This is a genomic window from uncultured Flavobacterium sp. (assembly GCF_963975515.1).
Classification (GTDB): Bacteria; Bacteroidota; Bacteroidia; order Flavobacteriales; family Flavobacteriaceae; genus Flavobacterium.
This window is the reverse complement of record NZ_CAXBGY010000007.1, coordinates 57,480-74,277: the sequence shown is the minus strand read 5'-3', so window position 1 is coordinate 74,277 and position 16,798 is coordinate 57,480. Positions and strand designations below refer to the sequence as shown.

At 28.3% G+C, this 16,798-nt stretch carries 19 protein-coding genes; 6 read left to right on the top strand and 13 right to left on the bottom strand.

Translation table 11 applies throughout. The annotated features are described in order from the left end of the window. Positions 1-57 precede the first annotated feature (57 nt). Complete coding sequence (locus AAC008_RS09360; protein WP_339888977.1) at positions 58-678, top strand: hypothetical protein; 621 nt, start codon at positions 58-60, stop codon at positions 676-678. A 225-nt stretch (positions 679-903) separates the two neighbouring features. Then, on the top strand, positions 904-1,857 hold the full coding sequence (locus tag AAC008_RS09355; RefSeq protein WP_339888976.1) for a Fic family protein: 954 nt from the start codon (positions 904-906) through the stop codon (positions 1,855-1,857). 67 nt (positions 1,858-1,924) lie between these two features. On the opposite strand, the gene yaaA is transcribed toward AAC008_RS09355, so the two are convergent. Further along, positions 1,925-2,683, bottom strand: a complete 759-nt coding sequence (gene yaaA, locus AAC008_RS09350; protein ID WP_339888974.1) for a peroxide stress protein YaaA — start codon at positions 2,681-2,683, stop codon at positions 1,925-1,927. A 225-nt stretch (positions 2,684-2,908) separates the two neighbouring features. Between yaaA and AAC008_RS09345 the strand changes: the two genes are divergently transcribed. Beyond that, complete coding sequence (locus AAC008_RS09345; protein WP_339888973.1) at positions 2,909-4,087, top strand: LETM1-related biofilm-associated protein; 1,179 nt, start codon at positions 2,909-2,911, stop codon at positions 4,085-4,087. A 25-nt stretch (positions 4,088-4,112) separates the two neighbouring features. On the opposite strand, the gene can is transcribed toward AAC008_RS09345, so the two are convergent. The 7 genes from can to AAC008_RS09310 all read right to left on the bottom strand — a co-directional run bounded on the left by can (position 4,113) and on the right by AAC008_RS09310 (position 10,599). Then, positions 4,113-4,748 (bottom strand): carbonate dehydratase, encoded by a 636-nt coding sequence (can, locus tag AAC008_RS09340; RefSeq protein WP_339888971.1) that lies wholly within the window; start codon positions 4,746-4,748, stop codon positions 4,113-4,115. A 15-nt stretch (positions 4,749-4,763) separates the two neighbouring features. Next, entirely contained in the window at positions 4,764-6,629 is a 1,866-nt protein-coding gene (locus AAC008_RS09335) for a SulP family inorganic anion transporter (RefSeq protein ID WP_339889091.1), read from the bottom strand. Positions 6,630-6,739: 110 nt separating this feature from the next. Further along, on the bottom strand, positions 6,740-7,423 hold the full coding sequence (locus tag AAC008_RS09330) for a DUF2490 domain-containing protein (RefSeq protein WP_339888969.1): 684 nt from the start codon (positions 7,421-7,423) through the stop codon (positions 6,740-6,742). Between the two features lie 9 nt (positions 7,424-7,432). After that, on the bottom strand, positions 7,433-8,062 hold the full coding sequence (locus tag AAC008_RS09325) for a carbonic anhydrase family protein (RefSeq protein WP_339888968.1): 630 nt from the start codon (positions 8,060-8,062) through the stop codon (positions 7,433-7,435). 24 nt (positions 8,063-8,086) lie between these two features. Next, a complete protein-coding gene (locus AAC008_RS09320; RefSeq protein WP_339888967.1) occupies positions 8,087-9,679 on the bottom strand; it encodes a SulP family inorganic anion transporter in 1,593 nt (530 codons plus the stop codon). A 60-nt stretch (positions 9,680-9,739) separates the two neighbouring features. Beyond that, complete coding sequence (locus tag AAC008_RS09315) at positions 9,740-10,018, bottom strand: hypothetical protein (protein ID WP_339888966.1); 279 nt, start codon at positions 10,016-10,018, stop codon at positions 9,740-9,742. Between the two features lie 101 nt (positions 10,019-10,119). Then, positions 10,120-10,599, bottom strand: coding sequence for a Dps family protein (locus tag AAC008_RS09310; protein WP_339888965.1), 480 nt, complete (start codon positions 10,597-10,599; stop codon positions 10,120-10,122). Positions 10,600-10,703: 104 nt separating this feature from the next. Between AAC008_RS09310 and AAC008_RS09305 the strand changes: the two genes are divergently transcribed. After that, complete coding sequence (locus AAC008_RS09305; protein ID WP_339888964.1) at positions 10,704-11,645, top strand: LysR substrate-binding domain-containing protein; 942 nt, start codon at positions 10,704-10,706, stop codon at positions 11,643-11,645. A gap of 38 nt (positions 11,646-11,683) precedes the next feature. Here the strand turns inward: AAC008_RS09305 and AAC008_RS09300 are convergent, their stop codons facing one another. The 4 genes from AAC008_RS09300 to AAC008_RS09285 form a co-directional block, all read right to left on the bottom strand. Then, a complete protein-coding gene (locus tag AAC008_RS09300) occupies positions 11,684-11,878 on the bottom strand; it encodes a hypothetical protein (RefSeq protein ID WP_339888962.1) in 195 nt (64 codons plus the stop codon). A gap of 176 nt (positions 11,879-12,054) precedes the next feature. Beyond that, positions 12,055-12,717, bottom strand: a complete 663-nt coding sequence (gene mnmD / locus AAC008_RS09295) for a tRNA (5-methylaminomethyl-2-thiouridine)(34)-methyltransferase MnmD (protein ID WP_339888961.1) — start codon at positions 12,715-12,717, stop codon at positions 12,055-12,057. A 20-nt stretch (positions 12,718-12,737) separates the two neighbouring features. Further along, the gene (locus AAC008_RS09290; RefSeq protein ID WP_339888960.1) at positions 12,738-13,193 is read right to left on the bottom strand and encodes a hypothetical protein; all 456 of its coding nucleotides are present in this window, start codon (positions 13,191-13,193) and stop codon (positions 12,738-12,740) included. Next, the gene (locus AAC008_RS09285; protein WP_339888959.1) at positions 13,193-13,690 is read right to left on the bottom strand and encodes a DUF4920 domain-containing protein; all 498 of its coding nucleotides are present in this window, start codon (positions 13,688-13,690) and stop codon (positions 13,193-13,195) included. The genes AAC008_RS09290 and AAC008_RS09285 overlap by 1 nt, the downstream gene beginning before the upstream one ends. Before the next feature lie 167 nt (positions 13,691-13,857). Here AAC008_RS09285 and AAC008_RS09280 point away from each other — a divergent pair, with 167 nt between their 5' ends. Then, positions 13,858-14,925 carry a branched-chain amino acid aminotransferase gene (locus tag AAC008_RS09280; protein WP_339888958.1) on the top strand — a complete coding sequence of 356 codons (1,068 nt, stop codon included), beginning with the start codon at positions 13,858-13,860 and terminating at the stop codon, positions 14,923-14,925. A gap of 66 nt (positions 14,926-14,991) precedes the next feature. Here the strand turns inward: AAC008_RS09280 and AAC008_RS09275 are convergent, their stop codons facing one another. Then, the gene (locus AAC008_RS09275) at positions 14,992-15,381 is read right to left on the bottom strand and encodes a nucleoside triphosphate pyrophosphohydrolase family protein (RefSeq protein ID WP_339888957.1); all 390 of its coding nucleotides are present in this window, start codon (positions 15,379-15,381) and stop codon (positions 14,992-14,994) included. Between the two features lie 315 nt (positions 15,382-15,696). Here AAC008_RS09275 and AAC008_RS09270 point away from each other — a divergent pair, with 315 nt between their 5' ends. Beyond that, positions 15,697-16,770, top strand: a complete 1,074-nt coding sequence (locus tag AAC008_RS09270; RefSeq protein WP_339888956.1) for a GyrI-like domain-containing protein — start codon at positions 15,697-15,699, stop codon at positions 16,768-16,770. Positions 16,771-16,798 lie beyond the last annotated feature (28 nt).

Here is a 16,798-nt window from a genome sequence, read left to right as displayed (position 1 = left end):
TATTAGGGTTTGGTTTTTTTGATTATATTTGGATTACTTAAATCTGATAATTTTTTAATGGATATAGAAAAACTAAAGCACACTTTATTTAATGTTAATCATTTATGTTCTCATATTGAATTATCTAGGAGTGAAATGAAAAAAATAAATGAAAATAAATATCATCACATTTATTTAGATGTAAATAGATTACTAGATATTTATATTTGCTCTTTGATTGACGAATTTATCGTTTTTGAAAAATTTGTCAATAATGAAGACAACTTTTATCTTTCTGATACTCATTATGTTTTAACACCTTTATTTGATTATATCAAAAAATTTGACTCACTACGAATTAAAAGAAATAAAATCTTAGGACATCTAAATAGAGATCGAAAAAAAGCATTTGCTCCTTGGTGGAAAGAACTTGAAGGAAAAAGGTTTGCTACTACAAGTGAAGAAAAGAGTATGATATTTAGTACTATTAAATGTATTCATGAAATTTTCAGAAAGCGTTTTTCAAAAGAGTTAGATGAAGTTTTACATGAATATGATTTAGAAATTGATGAATATGAAAAATATATAATGACAGTCCAAAATGTTGATACCTACTCTGATATCTCTCCAATTATAATAGAAGTTCAAAAAAGAATGTTAGAGAGTGATTTTACTTTTACAATAATGAATAAGAAATAGAAATTTATTAATTAAAAAGTAACGTAAAAATTCTTTTAATACTATCAAAAAAACCTAAACAAATCTATATCCCTAAATAGTTAAAAACCTACCTACTAAAAACCAAAGTATTCCCTTTACTCAAATTCGCATCAAAAGCGTAACCTTCATAATTTAACTATTTTGTAAATGTTTTGTCTTTTCACAAAAAAAAACTACTTTTGATACTATCAAATGATACTATCAATGAAACCACCTTATGACATTACTCCAACCATTTTAAAGCAAATAACTGCTATTGCTGAAAAGTTGGGTGAAGTTAATGCCACATATTTAAACAAACAAAAACCACAACTTCGAAAAGAAAATCGCATCAAAACTATTCATTCTTCTTTACAAATTGAAGGAAATACGTTAACGGAAGAACAAATAACGACTTTATTGGAAAACAAGAGAATTGTTGGTCCAAAAAAAGATATTTTGGAAGTTTTAAATGCTATTCAGGTTTATGAAAATTTAGAAAAGTATACGTTTTATTCTGAAAAAAGTTTTCTAAAAGCTCATGCCGAATTAATGACAGGTTTAATAGAAGATGCTGGAAAATACAGAACAAAAGGTGTTGGAATTGTAAAAGGTACAAAAGTAAAACACATTACTCCACCTCATAAAAATGTTCCTTTTTTAATGAAAGATTTGTTTGCTTATTTAAAGAAATCAGATGATTTAACGTTGGTAAAAAGTTGTGTTTTTCATTATGAAATGGAATTTATTCATCCTTTTTTAGATGGAAATGGCAGAATGGGAAGATTATGGCAAACCTTAATTTTAAAAGATGCATATCCAATTTTTGAATTTTTACCTTTTGAAACGTTAATCAGTCAAACCCAAAAAGAATATTACAAGGCTTTGTCTTTGAGTGATAAAGCTGGAAAATCAACTATTTTTATTGAATATATGTTGGATGTTATTGATAAATCTTTAGCCAATCTTCTTAATTTCAATAATCGAATTCTAAAAGATATTGATCGATTAGAATATTTCATTCAGTTAAAAATTAAAGAATTTACTCGAAAAGATTATATGAATACTTTTAAAGATATTTCAAGTGCAACAGCAAGTAGAGATTTAAAAAAAGGAATTGAACTGGGTTTATTTGAAAGCATTGGTCAACATAATAAAACTAAATACCTAGTGAAATAATTTTCACAACATATTCACAGATTTATTTAAAACCTAAACAAACCTCAATTCCTAAATGGTTTAAAACCTACCTAGTAAAAACCAAAGTATTTCCTTTACTCAAATTTGCATCAAAAGCGTAACCTTCATAATTGAAACCTTTTAAATCTTCAATGGTTTCTGCGTTGGTGTCTATGATGTAACGCACCATTAAACCTCTTGCTTTTTTAGCAAAGAAACTAATCATTTTCAATTTTCCGTCTTTGTAATCTTTGAATTCTGGTGTGATTACTGGAACTTTTAAAGTTTTAATATCAACTGCTTTAAAATATTCGTTACTAGCTAAATTGATGAATAATTCGTCTTTTTTTAGTTCGTCGTTTAAGGTTTTCGTAATTGTTTTTTTCCAAAATTCGTATAAGTTCTTTTTGGTTCCAATACTTATGGAAGTTCCCATTTCTAAACGATAAGCTTGCATCAAGTCCAAAGGTTTCAATAAACCATATAAACCTGAAAGAATTCGCAGTTTATCTTGTAAATCATCCATTTTCTCAGCTGGAATTGTATAAGCATCCAAACCTGTATAAACATCACCATCAAAAGTAAAAATAGCTGGTCGAGCATTTTCTGATGTAAATGGTGTTTCCCAAACTTGGTTGCGTTCCCAATTCAAATCGGCCAACTTTTCAGAAATAGACATTAAATCCATTAACTTTTTGGGCTTTTGTTTTTTTAACGTTTTCTGAATGGTATTGGCTTCTTTTAAAAATTGTGGTTCAGTGTGTTTTTTTGTTGGTAACTGACTTTCAAAATTTAATGATTTGGCTGGTGATATAACGATTTTCATAGACTAATTTTCTTGAATTCAAATTTACAAATTCCTTTTCTAAAATCATATACGATAAAATGGATTGTAGCGATTTAGGTATAAAGGAAATTTATTGTGATTGTTACACAGAGTTGCTCGAAGTTTTCACAGAGTGCAAGAAGTTTATTTTCTTAGAGAATCTCTGTGAAATATTCTTTGTGTATCTCTGTGAAATAATAGTACATTTGCACTTTACAAAACACCATGATTAACCCATCAGCAAACGGTTGGATAAATAAGTTTTTTTCAGAAAACAAATCGAATTATAAAGATTATAATGACGATATGTTGACGTTTTATCATGACGTAAGGACTTCTGGTTTTATTTATGGTCATGTTATTAGAATAAATTTAATCAAACAACTTGATACAAAATTACTTTCGAGTGATGAAATTACTAAAATTGCTTTATTAAATTCGCTTTTTTCGGTTTTTAAGTTGGTTACAAAAACAGAAGATGAAATTGTTTTCATTGAAAAAGCTATTGAATTCTATAAGTTTCTGCATCAAAAAGGTAATCTTTTATTTTCCAAATCAAACCCTAATTTGGAAGAATGTATTGCAACAAGAATTCAAACAAACGAAAATATATTTGCTAAGAATTTTTCGCATATTATTACGAATGCTTTGCTTTTTATGGATGTGTTAGCTTTTAAAAAATATTTAGAGACATTTGATAATCCGATTAATTATCTAAAAAAAGTGGAAGAAAGTACCATTGTTTTGGTTTCTAATGCTTTGTCTGTAAAGGAAAACCCATCGCAATATGATGATTTGTTAGTCAAACTTTTTGAAAATTCATTACGGTATACTAAATTCTACAGAAAACAATTAGAACATTCTGATTTTGAACAATTTGAAAAATTTGATTCAATCATCGAAAAACTTTATCTATTAGATTTAGCTACAATGGCTATGTGGTCTGATGATGAAATAACAACTATTGAAAAAGATTATTTGTACACTCTTTGTGCAGAATTACACATCGAAGAAAATGAATATGTAATTAGTCTGCAAAATATTGACTCTTATATTAAACAATATAAAAATGAAATTCCATATTTTAATTATTCAAATCCGGTTAAGCATTTTTATGAGCAATCCAATAAAACGGTTACAAAATTAATTACAAGAAACGGAAAACGTTTAACTAAAGAATTAAAAGAAAGTAAGGAATTAGTTAGACTTTTAGCTAAATCTACTTCAACAGATTTGAGTAAAGAAGAAAAAAAGAAAGTAAAAAAACAGTTACTTGATATTTGTAAATCTATACCTTCGTTAACTATCTTTTTACTTCCTGGTGGTGGATTACTTTTACCTATTTTGATAAAATATATTCCACAATTATTACCTTCTGCTTTTAATGAAAACTTAGAAGAGTAACTTTCAAATTTGGAAAATCTACTTTCTAGAACTTCAACTGATAAACATCATCTAAATCTTTATCACAACTAAAATTTACACCTAAATCAGTAACATAACCTGAATTTAGACCGTAAACCCAACCGTGAATACTTAATTCTTGTCCGGTTTTCCATGCGTTTTGTACAATAGAAGTTTTAGCTAAATCAAAGACTTGTTCTTTTACATTTAATTCTACAAACTTATTAAAACGTTCTTTTTCATCAGTAATTGCATCTAACTCTTGATGATGAAAACGATAAACGTCTTTTATATGTCTAATCCAGTTGTCAATTACACCTATAGAATCGTTACCCATTGCAGCTTTTACACCTCCACAACCATAATGACCACAAACTATTACATGTTTAACTTTTAATGCATTTACTGCATAATCTAAAACACTAAGCATGTTCATGTCTGTATGAATAACCATATTTGCAATGTTTCTGTGTACAAAAACTTCACCTGGTTCTGCTCCTATAATTTCATTGGCTGGCACACGACTGTCAGAACATCCAATCCATAATAATGGTGGTTGTTGACCTTCTGCTAAATTGTTGAAAAATTCTGGACTTACTTTTAACTTTTCTTCAACCCACTTTTTATTATTATCTAATATTTTTTTATAAAATTCGCTCATTAGTTATTTTTAAAATTATACCACATCTTTTACATTCGTCTTGATCCATTTTAAACATGAATCGAAATCTTCATATATATCATCTCTTGAAATTAAATCAGGAATTATATCAATTCTTTCCATCATTAATTTAGGTTGATTTGGAATACCAACTAAAAGTACGGTTTTGTTATTGTTTTTTAAATCAATTAATACATCTTCAATAGCATATAAACCCGATTGATCTAAATATTGCATTCGTTCCATTCTAATTACAATAGTTGTGGCCGTATTAGGTATTTGTTTAATTAATGCCATAAACTCGTCTGTTGAACCAAAAAATAATGGGCCATTTACATGTTTAATAAAAACTTCTTCTTTTAAATTTACTGGAAAATCAGTTTCATCAATCCAAGTATCTTCTGCTAATAAAGAATTAATTCTAGAATTATCAGAGGTAATATCTCCCATTTTTTTCATAAACATTAAAGAAGCAAATACTAATCCAATTCCAACTGCATAAACTAAGTTCCAAAAAGTAGAAAGCAACATTACTACTAACATTATTACTACTTCTGAACTTAACTTTATTGGTCCAAATTTTATATCTTTTGGTAAACTTGGAATTGCTTTTAATCCTTTATAATCCATTACACCTATTCCGACAGTTATTAGAATTCCTGCTAAAACTGCCGCTGGAATTTGAGAAGCAACATCCCCTAAAACTAGTAGAATAAACAATAGCATGGTACCTGCAATCATTCCAGAAAGTCTTGTTTTTGCTCCGGATTTAATATTAACAACAGTTCTAATAGTTGCTCCAGCTCCAGGTATTCCACCAAAAATTGCAGCAATACTATTTCCTATTCCTTGACCGATCAATTCTTTGTTTGGTTCGTGTTTAGTTTTTGTCATATTATCTGCAACAACACTTGTTAATAAGGAATCAATTGCACCTAAAAGAGCTAAAGTAATTGCAGTAAAAACATAAGGTGAAACACTACTCATACTAAATTCGGTAAATATGCCGAGATTTGGAATTGGTAAACCTGATGGAATTTCTTCAATAGGAACATAACTTAAATTAAAAGCAACAGCAATTCCGGAAACAACAACCAAAGCGACTAAAGTACTAGGTACAGCGGTTGTTATTTTTTTAAATCCATAAATAATAATAATGGTTGATAATGCCAAAATGACTTCTAGCCAATCAATATTACTCACAGCTCTTGGTAAAACTTTAATTGCTCCTAAGACTCCAGAAGCTTCGTTTGCGGCTAAAGTTTTTGATTCTTTTTCAATATCACTAACTGATGTATTTGATGCTCTATCAATTGTGACCTTAAAATCTTCTAAAACAAGTATACCAGAACCAGCTTCTTCTTTTAAGATGTTTTCTAAAATTATTTCTTCTGCTTGAGGTTTAAATTGATTTACAAAATCAATATCTTTTTTGGGATAATATCCAATTGCTGGTAAAATTTGTGTTACTAAAATAATAACACCAATAGCAGTCATAAAACCAGAAACTACAGGATAAGGAATATATTTTATATATTTTCCTATTCCCAAAACTCCAAGTAAAATTTGAAAAATTCCAGCTAATAAAAACACTGTCAAAATATAAGGTAATGCTTTGCTTACATCTCCATCATTTGTGGCAATGATTCCGGCAATAACGACCATACTTACAGCTGTCATAGGAGCAGTTGGCCCAGATATTTGAGTACTAGTTCCGCCAAAAAAGGCAGCGAAAAAACTTAAAAAAATGGCACCATACAAACCTGCACTTGGGCCTAATCCAGAAGAAACCCCAAAGGCTAAAGCTAATGGCAATGCGACAATTCCGGCTGTAATTCCTCCAAAGGCATCTCCCTTAAGGTTAGTAAATAAGTCTTTGATTTTAAACATCCTATATTTTTTTGTTTGAAATGAACATTTTTGAATTATGCCAAATTACAAAAAAAGAACCTTAAAATAAGAATAGCAATACTATTTGTAAGAATTAATTTTTAAAAGTTTATAAATGCAATCAGATTAATCTGGTCTCGGCTTGAACTTTCAAAAAACTGATTCATGTAACCAAGTTCAAATTTTAAATCTTTTGAAAATTGATACCCCAAACCTCCATAAACTCTATTTCTGTCAAAAACAGAAGATTCTGCATTTAAAAACACTTCATTATAGGCTGATAAGTAAAAAGAATTGATTTCTTCTTCTTTATTTTGTAATGGTATTTTTAGCCCTAAAAAATACCTAAAACGCATTTTAAAATCGCTCTCCACAAATCTTTCCTCTACTCTATAGCGGTGACTTATTCCTACTTTACCACTATTTTGCTTAGTTGTAAACTGTTGAAAAATTCTATGTTCTTCTACAGATTTTTTTTCATCAGTATCATTAATGTAATTTTCTGATAAAATATAACCATAGCCTAAAAGGATATTATTGTTGTTTTCGGTCAAATTATAACCTACTCCAGTTCTTATTAAAAGCTGTTCTAAATCTCCTATTGCATTGTAGTTTCTATATTGAATTTCATTGTGAATATTAAAACCTTTTTCTAGTTTTTTGTTCCCAATATATATCATCCAATTTCCTAAGTCACTTTCTTGACTGTAAACACATAATGGCAATACTAAATTAATCATTAGTATTGCCAATGTGATTTTATGTTTTATTTTAAAACTTCTCATTAATAAATATTAATCAAAAAATTCTACTGCTCCGGTATTAATATCATACATAGCACCTACAATTTTTATGTCACCATTTTTTTCTAATTCCGCTAAAATTGGACTTTCAGCATAAATTCTTTCAATAGTTAACTCTACGTTTGTTTTTGCAACTGTGTCTACAAATTCATCATTTTTTGAATTTCTTAAACTTGCATCTGTTGGTTCTTTTACAGCATTAACTGCAGGTGTAATTTTTTCTATTAGCTTAGTTAAATTACCCATTTTTGCACCATCACAAGCACCTTTTATTGCACCACATGCAGTGTGACCAAGAACGACAATAAGTTTTGTACCTGCTAATTTACAAGCGAATTCCATACTACCTAAAATGTCTTCATTTACAAAATTACCTGCAATTCTAACACTAAAAACATCTCCTAAACCTTGATCAAAAACCAACTCTGAAGAAACTCTTGAATCAATACAACTTAAAATCGTAGCAAATGGAAATTGACCATCACTTGTGTCATTAACCTGTTCTAATAAGTTTCTATTGGCTTTTAAGTTATTTTGAAATCTTTGATTCCCTTCTTTTAAATATTCTAAAGACTTTTGTGGAGTCATTGTTGCTTGAGATTCTCTTGTATGTGCTTTCATATTTATATTTTTATAATTTATTTATTAATTCGTAAATTGTTCTTTTATAGGTCTAAGTTTAAAGAATTCAATATAACTCGGTGGATTTTCAATAATTCCTCTTTCAGAAATTAATTTGATATTAATATTTCTTGCCTTTGCTTTTATGGCAAAATCATCTAAAATTTCTATTATATCATTATCTAAATATCTAGTTTTTCTCACATCTAACTCTAAAAAAGAGTCTTTTGGAAGTCTCTCTAATTCTTTTAAAATTGCACCTTTATTAAAGAATGTTACTTCTTCGGCTAAAGTCATTCTCATTTTATTAACTCCATTACTTACGTCTTCTTTATGTAAGAAATGTGAGTTTTGATAACTTTTTATTAGAATTACAATAATTCCTACTGCTAATCCCAAAGCTATTCCTTTTAATAAATCTGTAAAAACAATACCTCCAACTGTAACTATAAAAGGTAAAAATTGTTTCCAACCCAATTTATACATTGTTCTAAATAATGCTGGTTTTGCTAATTTATATCCTACAATTAATAGTATTGCTGCTAAAACAGATAATGGAATCATATTCAGTAATTTAGGAATTATGATTACAGAAATTAAAAGTAATAATCCGTGAATTATTGCTGATAACTTACTCTTTCCACCAGATTGAATATTTGCTGAACTTCTAACGATTACTTGTGTTATTGGTAATCCACCAATTAATCCAGATAATATATTTCCTGTTCCTTGTGCAAATAATTCTTTGTTAGTTGGAGTTATATTTTTATCTGGATCTAATTTATCAGTAGCTTCAACACATAAAAGCGTTTCTAAACTTGCAACTAATGCTATTGTAAATGCTACAACCCAAACATCAATATTTGTTATTGCTCCAAAATTTGGGAAACTAAATTGTCCTAAAAAAGAAGAAAAACTATCTGGAACTGGTACACTAACTAAATGAGATGCCGCAATACCCAATGAGCTGTTTTCTTTTGTTCCTAAATAAAAAACAATACCTAAAATAACTGCAACTAATGGTCCTTGAATAATTTGAAATACTTTTCCTTTTTTTGATAAAACTTTGTCCCAAAGAACTAAAATTCCTAAACCAATAATACCAACTAATAATGAACCCGGAGTAATATGGTTTAATGCACCTAAAATCTCCGAGAAAGTATTTTGTCCATCTACTTGAAAAAAAGCAAAATCTCCTTCTGGATCAGAATCATAGCCAAAAAAGTGAGGTATTTGTTTAAGAATAATTATTATTCCAATACCTGTTAACATTCCTTTTATTACTGATGATGGAAAATAATATCCAATAATACCTGCTTTAAGAAATCCTAAAACTATTTGAATCACTCCACCTAATACTACTGCTAGTAAAAAATTTTGGAAGCCTCCTAAGGTACCTATAGAAGTTAATACAATTGCAGCTAAACCAGCTGCTGGTCCACTAACTCCTATTTTTGAGCCACTTAAACTTCCTACAATTATACCTCCAATTATACCTGCAATTAAACCTGAAAAAAGTGGTGCTCCACTTGCTAAAGCTATACCAAGACATAGTGGTAAAGCCACGAAAAAGACGACTATACTCGCTGGTAAGTCATTTTTTAATGTTTTAAACATAAATGATTTTTTGAATTAAATAAAATTTTTACACTTCAACTCAATGAAGCTTTTGAAAAATTATACTAATTCGGGTGGCTGAAGAAAAACTTTAGGTTTTAATGAATTAACTTTTCTGTCATTCAAAATAGAAAATTTAACTTTTTGAAAACCTTCAAAATCTATAATTAATGGAATTGAATAAATTGACGGTATTGACTTAACTTCATTTAAAGATGAATGACTTTCTTCTTCACTCATATTAAAAAAATAAGATGTATCAACACTATCATCAATAACAGACACAATTGTTGGTGTTGTTAAAAATAAAATAAAAATGATTAATACTATTTTAGACATCAATTTCATTTTGCAAATATACTTTATTTTGTGAAAAAAAAATATATGTACTTTCTTAAATAAAACATAAAAAAAGCCACTCCTAAAAGTGGCTTTTTTTTTTATATCTCATCTTCCATCCATGCTCTTAACATCCAAATGGTTTTTTCTTGCTCTACAATAAAATCACTCATCATTGAATTTGTTCCTTCATCATTTATATGTCCCGATTTTTCTAAAATGTTTCTTTCAATTTTAAGTAATTCAACTAAAGAATCAGAAACCAATTGAACAGCTTCTGTATCTTTTGAAATGTTTTTTCCAACTTTTAAAGTACTGTTTTCAATATAATCAGAAAAAGTATGTAATGGTGTTCCTCCTATCGTTAAAATTCTTTCGGCAATTAAATCAATTTTTAATTGTGAATCGTTGTATAATTCTTCAAACTTTATGTGTAAATCAAAAAAACGTTTCCCACGAATATTCCAATGCAACCCTCTTAAATTTTGATAATAAGTCTGAAAATTAGACAATAAGGCATTTAATTCATTAACTAATTCTCCAGTTTCTTTGATAGGTAATCCTAAACTATTTATTTTCATTTTCTTGTTATTTAATTATTATATTCAAATTTACTGAAAATTTAACAGTTTAAAGAATAACTATAATTGATAGTTTTTATAATTTTATCGAAAATAACTATATAATGACAATTACTCAATTAGTTTATGTTTTAGCCGTTGCTGAGCATAAAAACTTTACGAATGCTGCCGAAAAATGTTTTGTTACACAACCCACATTAAGTATGCAAATTCAGAAATTAGAAGAAGAATTAAAAGTTCAAATTTTTGATAGAAGTAAAAAACCAATCCAATTAACAGAAATTGGTGAAAAAATTGTTAATCAGGCAAAAAACATTGTCAATGAAGCGGGAAGAATTACAGATATAGTTGAACAGCAAAAAGGATATATTGGTGGAGAGTTTAGAGTAGGAATAATTCCGACTGTAATGCCAACATTATTACCTATGTTTTTGAGTACTTTTATTAAAAAATACCCTAAAGTTAATTTAATTATTGAAGAACAAACTACAGAAGAAATCATAAAACGTCTAAAAAATGGACATTTAGATTGTGCTATTGCCGCAACTCCTTTAGAAGAGGAAAATCTAAAAGAGATTGTTTTATACTATGAACCATTTGTTGCTTATATTCCTGAAGGCCATTCCATTTCAGAAAAAAAAGAAATTGAAATTAGTGATTTAGATGTTGAAAACATTCTTTTATTACAAGATGGACATTGTTTTAGAGACGGAATTTTGAATTTGTGTAAAAACAATAAATATTTAAATGAAAATCATTTCCAAATTGAAAGCGGAAGTTTTGAAACTCTAATAAAGTTGGCTGATGAAGGTTTAGGCACAACACTTTTACCTTATCTACATACTTTAGATTTGAATGAAAAAAATAAAAGTAAGCTAAAACACTTTAAAGATCCAAAACCTGCTCGAGAGGTGAGCTTAATTTACCCAAAAAACGAATTAAAAATACATATCATTGACGCATTAAGAACTGTTATTTCGGGAGTCGTTAGAGGTGCAATAGCCTTTAGTGACGTTGAAATAATCAGTCCGAAAAAACAAGCCTAAAAAAAAAGGTACGTGATTAACGTACCTTTTTTATATTTTTATTCTATTAAAATTAAGCATTGTCTTAATTCTGGTTTTTCTTTTGTGAATTGCATTACCCAATCTCTTAATTCTTCTATTTCATAAGGCAAAAGCACTTTTAATGCCTTTTCAAATTCTTTACAAAATAGTATTGGGTCAAAACTTACTCGCTCTAAAATAGACTTCGTATACGTAAACATTCTTGTGGGCATAATACAAAAAATTAAGCGTTAATAATTATCTTGAACGTTTGGTAAATTTACTGAATTAACCATTACTATAACGTTTGCGTATGTGAAATTATTGTTATAAAAATCATAAATTTTTTAAATCACTGTGTTTCAAAACTTTAAAAATGTATTAACACAAATTTATTTAATTAATAAATTTAATCTTTAATTGCTCTCAACATCTCTCTTTTTCCTGGTGCTCCTGGTAGTTTTTCAACTTTAAAACCAGCTTGTTTCATTGCGTTTTTTATAGTTGTTCTACAAGCATATGTAACCAAAACGCCATTTGGAAGCATGGCATCATACATTTTTTGAAAAATCTCTTCATTCCATAATTCGGGTTGAACATCAAACCCAAAAGCATCAAAGTAAATTAAATTAAACTTCTCAGAATCTGAAATATCTTCAAATTTTTGTTCCCTTTTAGTCAAATTAAAATTAGAAGTAATTTCATTTTCAATTTCCCATTTAGATTGATGCATTTCATTAAAAATAGCTTGATATTGTATAGCTTCTAATTCAGAAACATAATTTAGTTCTTTGACAACATCTAATTCTACTGGAAATGCTTCTACTCCAACATAATTAATAGTTTGATTTGTTTTAATTGCTTCTAAAAAAGTAATAAAAGCATTTAAACCTGTTCCAAAACCAATTTCTAAAATAAAAACGGACTTATCATTTATCAATGAAAGTCCGTTTTTAATAAACACATGATTTGCTTCTTGTATAGCACCAAATTTTGAATGATAAGTTTCATTCAATTCAGGTAAAAATATAGAAGTTGAACCGTCTTTTGTAAGGATAATTTCTTTTTTCAAAATTTAAATCTTTGGAATTATTATTCTGATTTTGGAATTTCTCCGATATATAATTTTTTAATCCTAGGAATTGGTCCACTACATTTTTGTTGATGGCATGCAATACAAGCATCAACTCCATTATTAAAGTGTTCTTTAGCGTTCTTTGGGTCTTTATAAATTAATTCTTGCGAATCAATAAATATTTTGGCCTGTTTCTTAAAAAAAGTATCTCTAACTTGCTTATTAGTCATCACAGATTCATGAATCTTTAAGAAATGCTGAGGAAATTTTCCAATAGTATCACCTTTGATGATTTTTTCTTTTAAACGTTGGTTATCCACATACATTTGCTCCATCAAAGCGGCCATTTCTGACATTTCATACATTTCAAAGCCATCGTCAACTTTTTTAGTTTCTGATTCAGCAGCTATTTTATCTTCGTCTTTACATGAAAATAAAAATACTATTAAAAAAATATAAAGTAAACCCTTCATTATTTTTTTATTAAAACGCCATCAGCCATAAATAAATATTTTTTCTTTGGTTCTTTTATACTATCAATTGCTGCTTGAGATTTACCTGCGTCTTCAGCATAATGTTTTAAATCAGCAACACTTACTTCACTAACATATGCTTTTCCACTGACTACAACTTCTTTATTTTCTGCATTCATAGGCACAAAATATGCATAGTCTTTAAATTTAACAAACGATTCTTTGTCATTATCTAAAGCTACATTCATCCAACATCCTTTCTCTTGGCAAACATTTTTAATTGTTGAACTAAATTTTAGATTAACAGTATCTCCTTCTTTTAAATCCCCGAATTTAGAAGTCATTTCTTGATAAGATAAAACTCCATCTGTATTAATTGAATCTCCAAATACTGCATATTCAACTTGTGGTTCTGTAACTGCAACTTCTGCTTCAGTTTCTTTTTTACAACTAACGAATGCTACTAAAAAGGCTGATGCCAAAACTATTTTTTTCATTATTATTTCTTTAAGATTTGAACAAAAATAGGCACTTTTGTTTAAAAGAAGAATTATTGTTGATAATATTTTTCATATATTTTATACAAATCTTAATAAAAACCCATTCTTATTTTTAAATTTGCAAAAAATGAAAACGTTTTCGCAACATTATTAAATTATTCAAAATGACTACAAATACACTTAATGATATTGAAATTATAAAATCTCCAACTACAAAAATTGATTCAGTAGATTTTCAAAATTTAACTTTTGGAAATGTATTTACAGATCATATGTTAGTTTGTGATTACAAAGATGGGAAATGGGAAAAACCTGTAATAAAACCTTATGCCCCTTTTATGATGGAACCATCTGCAAAGGTTTTTCATTATGGCCAAGCTATTTTTGAAGGTATGAAAGCCTATAAAGATGTAAATGAAGACATTTGGTTATTTAGACCTGACCAAAATTTTGAACGCTTTAATAAAAGTGCAACTAGAATGGCTATGCCTGAAGTGCCAGAAGATGTTTTTATGGATGGTTTAAAACAACTAATCAACTTAGATAAAGCTTGGGTACAAAAAGGATTGGGTAATTCATTATATTTAAGACCTTTTATGATTGCAACTGGTGCTGGTGTTATTGCCGCTCCGTCACAAGAATATAGATTTATGATTATTCTTTCACCTGCAAAATCATATTATTCTGGTGAAGTTAAAGTTATAATCGCAGAACATTTTAGTAGAGCTGCAAATGGTGGAATTGGTGCTGCAAAAGCTGCTGGAAATTATTCAGCACAATTTTATCCCACTAAATTAGCTAATGAAAAAGGATTTCAACAAATTATTTGGACAGATGACGCTACTCATACTAAATTAGAAGAAGCTGGAACAATGAATGTTTTCTTTAGAATTAACGATACATTATACACTGCTCCAACAAGTGAAAGAATATTAGATGGTGTTACACGTAAAAGTGTAATTGATATCGCAAAAAGAGATAATTTAAACATTGAAGTTCGTTCAGTTTTAGTTGAAGAATTAGTTGAAGCCGCAAGAAATGGTTCACTAAAGGAAATTTTTGGAGCAGGAACAGCTGCGGTAATTAGCCCAATTACTGGATTTTCATTTAAAGAGGAATATTTTGAATTACCTAAGTTAGAAAACTCTTATGCTTTAAAAATAAAACAAACACTTACAAATATTCAAAACAAACTAGAAGATGATACTTTTGGTTGGACTGTGAAGATTTAAGATTAACGATTTTTGATTTCAGAATAAAAAAAGCGATTTTCATTTGAAAATCGCTTTTTTGTTAACCTATAACTTTTTCAATATAGTTTCAAAATTAGGTTTAAAATAATTGGGTCCTTTCATTACTTTTCCATCTTCTCTATAAATTGGTTTTCCGTCGTGATTTAGTTTACTCATATTACTGCCTTGAATTTCTTCAAAAACTTCTTCTATTTTGTGTTGCAAACCATGTTCAAGTATAGTTCCACATAATATATAAAGCATATCGCCTAATGCATCTGCAGTTTCAGTCAAATCATTATTTTGAACAGCTTCTAAATATTCTTCGTTTTCTTCTTTCATTAAGTTAAAACGCAATTCATTTTTGTTTTTACCTATATCAGCTTTCATTTCGTTTGAAACTCCCAATCCAAAAGAAGTATGAAATTCAGCTACGGCTTCTAATTGTCTTTTCATTGTAGATTATTTTTTATTTTTGTTGCTGCAAATTATATTTTTTATGGCTTCAAAGTGTTATTTTTGCCTTAAAATTATCACTATGTTTTCAACAAACCAGCTCTATTTCGCATTATTCTTTGTTATAACTTTCACTATCGCAATCATTTATGTATATAGAAAGGATTTTAAATTACACAAACTATACTACAAAGGCAGTAGTAAATGGGTTTTAGTCGGATTTTTATCATTCGTAGCAATTTTATTTATTTTAAAATATTATTTGAAAAATAATTAATATATTTGGTAAATATTAATGAAAAAAGCTTTTTTTTAATGAAAATACTGAAGTATATATTTTTACTTCTACTTCTTTGTGGTGTTGCTGGTTTTGTATTTATTGCAACTCAACCAGGTGAATACACAATTACAAAAAGTAAAGAAATAAGTGCATCTAAAGATGTTGTTTTTAATTTTGTAAATGATTATAATAATTGGTATTTATGGAATGCTAATATCGATTCAACCTCTTCAAAAGAATTATTTTCTGAAGATTCAAAAACCTATACAATTTCGAATGGAAATGAATCGATAATTTATGAAACATTAAAATTATATAATTCTGATTCTATTTCTCAAAAACTAACACAGGATAATCTTACTCATAATTTAGTTTGGAAATTTACAACTACACAAAAAGGAACATTGCTTTCTTGTGAGATGAAAGGAACGATGACTCTAAAACAAAAAGTTTTTTCCGTTCTTCAGGGTGGTGCTCAAAATTATTTAGGAGATGATATCCAAAAGAGTTTAACAAATATTGAGAAGTATTTGACAAATCAATTAAACAAGTTCAATATAAAAATATACGGTTTAGCTACTAAAGAAGGTACTCTTTTTATCAAACAAATAGATAGTAGTTCTACTAAAAACTTTAGTTCAATTTCTAGAAATAAAATTCCTGAACTAATTAAATTTGCTAAAGAAAACTCAATAAATTATACTGAAGCTCCTTTTGTTTTATTTGATTATTGGAATACAACTAATAATAAAACAAAATTTTCAATTTGCTTACCTGTAAAAGAAGAAATTATAACTTCTGAAGGTAGTGACGTTCTTGGAGGAGAATTGTTTGAATATAGAGCCATAAAGGTTACCTTAACGGGAGATTATTCTCACATAAGAAAAGCTTGGGACGAAGGTTTCAAATATATTGAAAGGAATAAACTGACAATAGATACAAATGGTAGTTATATTGAATCCTACAAAGTTTCAGCTCCAAGTGAAAGTGAACCCTCTAAATGGGTAACCGACATTTATATCCCTATTAAAGCTGACTTAGCTCCTAAAAAGAAACCAATCACAAACGTAAGTATTGAACCCGTTTTAGAAACACAACCAATAGAATAAAAAAAAGCCGAATATTGATTTATTCGGC